Below are 3071 nucleotides of genomic sequence, written 5' to 3' on the forward strand. Positions count from 1 at the left end.
GGGCAGCGAAGTTGCTGCGGGACAGCCGCTCTACCTGATCGACCCGGCAAGCTACAAGGCAGCCTATGACAGCGCGGTCGCCGCCCAGCAGAAGGCGCAAGCGGCGGTGCCGACTGCGCAGGCCAAGTTCGACCGTTATGCAGGGCTTTTGAAACAGAACGTTGTTTCCAAACAGGATTATGACGATGCCGCCGCCACGCTGGCGCAGGCGCAAGCCGATGTCGCCTCGGCCAAGGCCAGCGCCGAGACGGCGCGCATCAGTCTCGACCGCACCTCGATCACGGCGCCGATCGCCGGCCGCATCGACAAGTCCACGCTGACGCCCGGCGCGTTGGTGACCGCCAACCAGGACACTGTGCTGACCACCATCCGTGCCCTCGATCCGATCAATGTCGACGTCACGCAATCGAGCACCAACCTGCTCAATCTGCGCCAGGCGATCTCGGAAGGGCGGCTGAAGTTCAGCGGCCCCAATGTCAGCGTCAAGCTGAAGCTCGAGAACGGCACCATCTACACGCAGACCGGCAAGCTGGAATTCGCCGGCGCCAATGTCGACCAGACCACCGGCACCTTCGCGCTCAGGGCCGAATTCCCCAATCCCGATCGCTTGCTGCTGCCCGGCATGTATGTGCGGGCGCTGGTCGAGGAGGGCGTTGCCCAGAACAGTTTCCTGGTGCCGCAGCGCGCCGTCAGCCGCAACACCAAGGGTGAGGCCACGGCCATGGTCATCAATGCGCAGGGCAAGGTCGAGACGCGGGTGCTCGCGGTGCGCAACAGCGTCGGCAACAACTGGCTGGTGGATTCGGGTGTCGGCGACGGCGATCGTGTCATTGTCGAGGGCATGCAGCTGGTGCGCCCCGGCGGCGATGCGACGGGCGTTGAGGTGACGATCGACGAGACGACCGGCGAGGTCAAGGATCGCGGGCAGGGCACGTCCGCCGCACCGGCCGCGTCCAACGCTGCCAAACCGGCGCCTGCCGCCGCGGCCGGGAACTGAGGCGATGTCCGTATTCTTCATCAACCGGCCGATCTTCGCCTGGGTGATCGCCATCGTGATCATGCTGGGCGGGCTTCTGGCGCTCACCTCACTGCCGATCTCGCAATATCCGCAGATCGCGCCAACCACCGTCAACATCAGCGCCACCTATCCGGGTGCCGATGCGTCGACCGTCGAGAATTCGGTGACCAAGGTCATCGAGCAAGGCATGACCGGCATCGACAATCTCGACTACATGACGGCGACCTCGACCTCGACCGGAGCGGCGACGATCACGCTGACCTTCACCACCGCAGCCGATCCCGACACCGCCCAGGTGCAGACGCAAAACAAGCTTCAGCTGGTGCAGTCGCAGCTGCCGCAGGTGGTGCAGAGCAATGGCATCACCGTCTCCAAATCCTCGACCGGATTCCTTATGGTCATCGGCTTCGTCTCGACCGACGGCAAGATGAACTCGACCGATCTCGCCGACTATGTCGACGCCACCGTCAACGACACGCTGAAGCGCGTCGAAGGCGTCGGCTCGACGCAGCTGTTCGGCTCCGGCTATGCCATGCGCATCTGGCTCGATCCGGACCAGCTCGCCAAGTATGCCCTGATGCCGAGCGACGTGGCGACCGCCATCGAGGCGCAGAACACGCAGGTTTCTGCCGGCCAGCTCGGCGGCCTGCCGGCGCGCAAGGGCCAGCAGCTCAATGCCACGGTGACGGCCAAGAGCCGGCTGCAGACCGCCGAACAGTTCCGCAACATCATCCTGAAGAGCACGGTCGACGGCTCGCTGGTTCGCCTCAACGATGTCGCCACCGTCGAGCTCGGCGCTGAAAGCTATACGACGGCGGCCCGCTACAATGGCCAGCCGGCGGCCGGTGTCGCGATCAACCTCGCGACCGGCGCCAACGCCATCAGCACGGCCGAAGCGGTGCGCACGACGATCAATCGGTTGAGCTCGACCTTCCCGCAGGGCGTCGAGGTCGTCTACCCCTACGACACTTCGCCCTTCGTGCGGCTGTCGATCGAGGAGGTGGTCAAGACGCTGGCCGAGGCGATCGTGCTGGTGTTCCTGGTGATGTTCATCTTCCTGCAGAATCTGCGGGCCACCATCATCCCGACGATTGCCGTGCCGGTGGTGCTGCTCGGCACATTCGGCGTGCTCTCCTTCTTCGGCTATTCGGTCAACACACTGACCATGTTCGCCATGGTGCTGGCCATCGGCCTGCTTGTCGACGACGCGATCGTCGTGGTCGAGAATGTCGAGCGCGTGATGCAGGAGGAAGATCTGTCGCCAAAGGAGGCGACGCGAAAATCGATGGGCGAGATCACCGGCGCGCTGGTCGGCATCGCTACTGTTTTGTCGGCGGTGTTCGTGCCGATGGCCTTCTTCGGCGGTTCGACCGGCATCATCTACCGGCAATTCTCGGTAACCATCGTCTCGGCCATGGTGCTGTCGGTGCTGGTGGCCCTGGTGCTGACGCCGGCGTTATGCGCCACGATCCTGCGGCGGCCCAAGGACCATGCGACGCAGACCGGTCCGTTCGGCTGGTTCAACCGCGTCTTCGACCGCGGCACGACGGCCTATCGCGACGGCTCGCACGGCATCATCAACCGGTCCTGGCGCTTCCTCGCCGTCTTCCTCGCCATCGTCATCGCCATGGGCTGGATGTTTGCCCGGCTGCCGAGCTCGTTCCTGCCGGAAGAAGACCAAGGCATCCTGATCACCAGCGTGTCGCTGCCGGTCGGCGCGACGCAGGACCGCACCGAGCGCGTGCTGGCTGAAGTGACCGATCACTATCTCAAGGAGGAAAAGGACGCTGTCGAAGGGGTCTTCACCGCTTCCGGCTTCGGCTTCGGCGGCGCCGGGCAGAATGTCGGCATTGCTTTCGTGCCGATGAAGGAATTCAGCCAGCGCAAATCACCGGCCCTGTCGGCGCAAGCGGTCGCCCGCCGCGCCATGGGCGCCTTCTCCAAGATCAGGGATGCGCAGGTCTTCGCGCTTGCCCCGCCCGCCATCCAGGGTTTTGGCAACACCAACGGCTTCGATTTCTACTTGCAGGATGTCAACGGCGCCGGCCATGAT

2 protein-coding genes are annotated in these 3071 nt (G+C 64.5%); both read left to right on the forward strand.

Features of this window, described 5'->3' with window-relative positions; translation table 11 throughout:
* A partial coding sequence (locus EN749_RS33430; protein ID WP_128364767.1) for an efflux RND transporter periplasmic adaptor subunit occupies nt 1-997 on the forward strand: 997 nt, incomplete at its 5' end.
* A 4-nt stretch (nt 998-1001) separates the two neighbouring features.
* The coding region (locus tag EN749_RS33435) for an efflux RND transporter permease subunit (RefSeq protein ID WP_128364768.1) at nt 1002-3071 on the forward strand (2070 nt) is incomplete at its 3' end.

The sequence above is a fragment of the Mesorhizobium sp. M7A.F.Ca.ET.027.02.1.1 genome, assembly GCF_004022985.1.
In the GTDB taxonomy this organism is placed as follows: Bacteria; Pseudomonadota; Alphaproteobacteria; order Rhizobiales; family Rhizobiaceae; genus Mesorhizobium.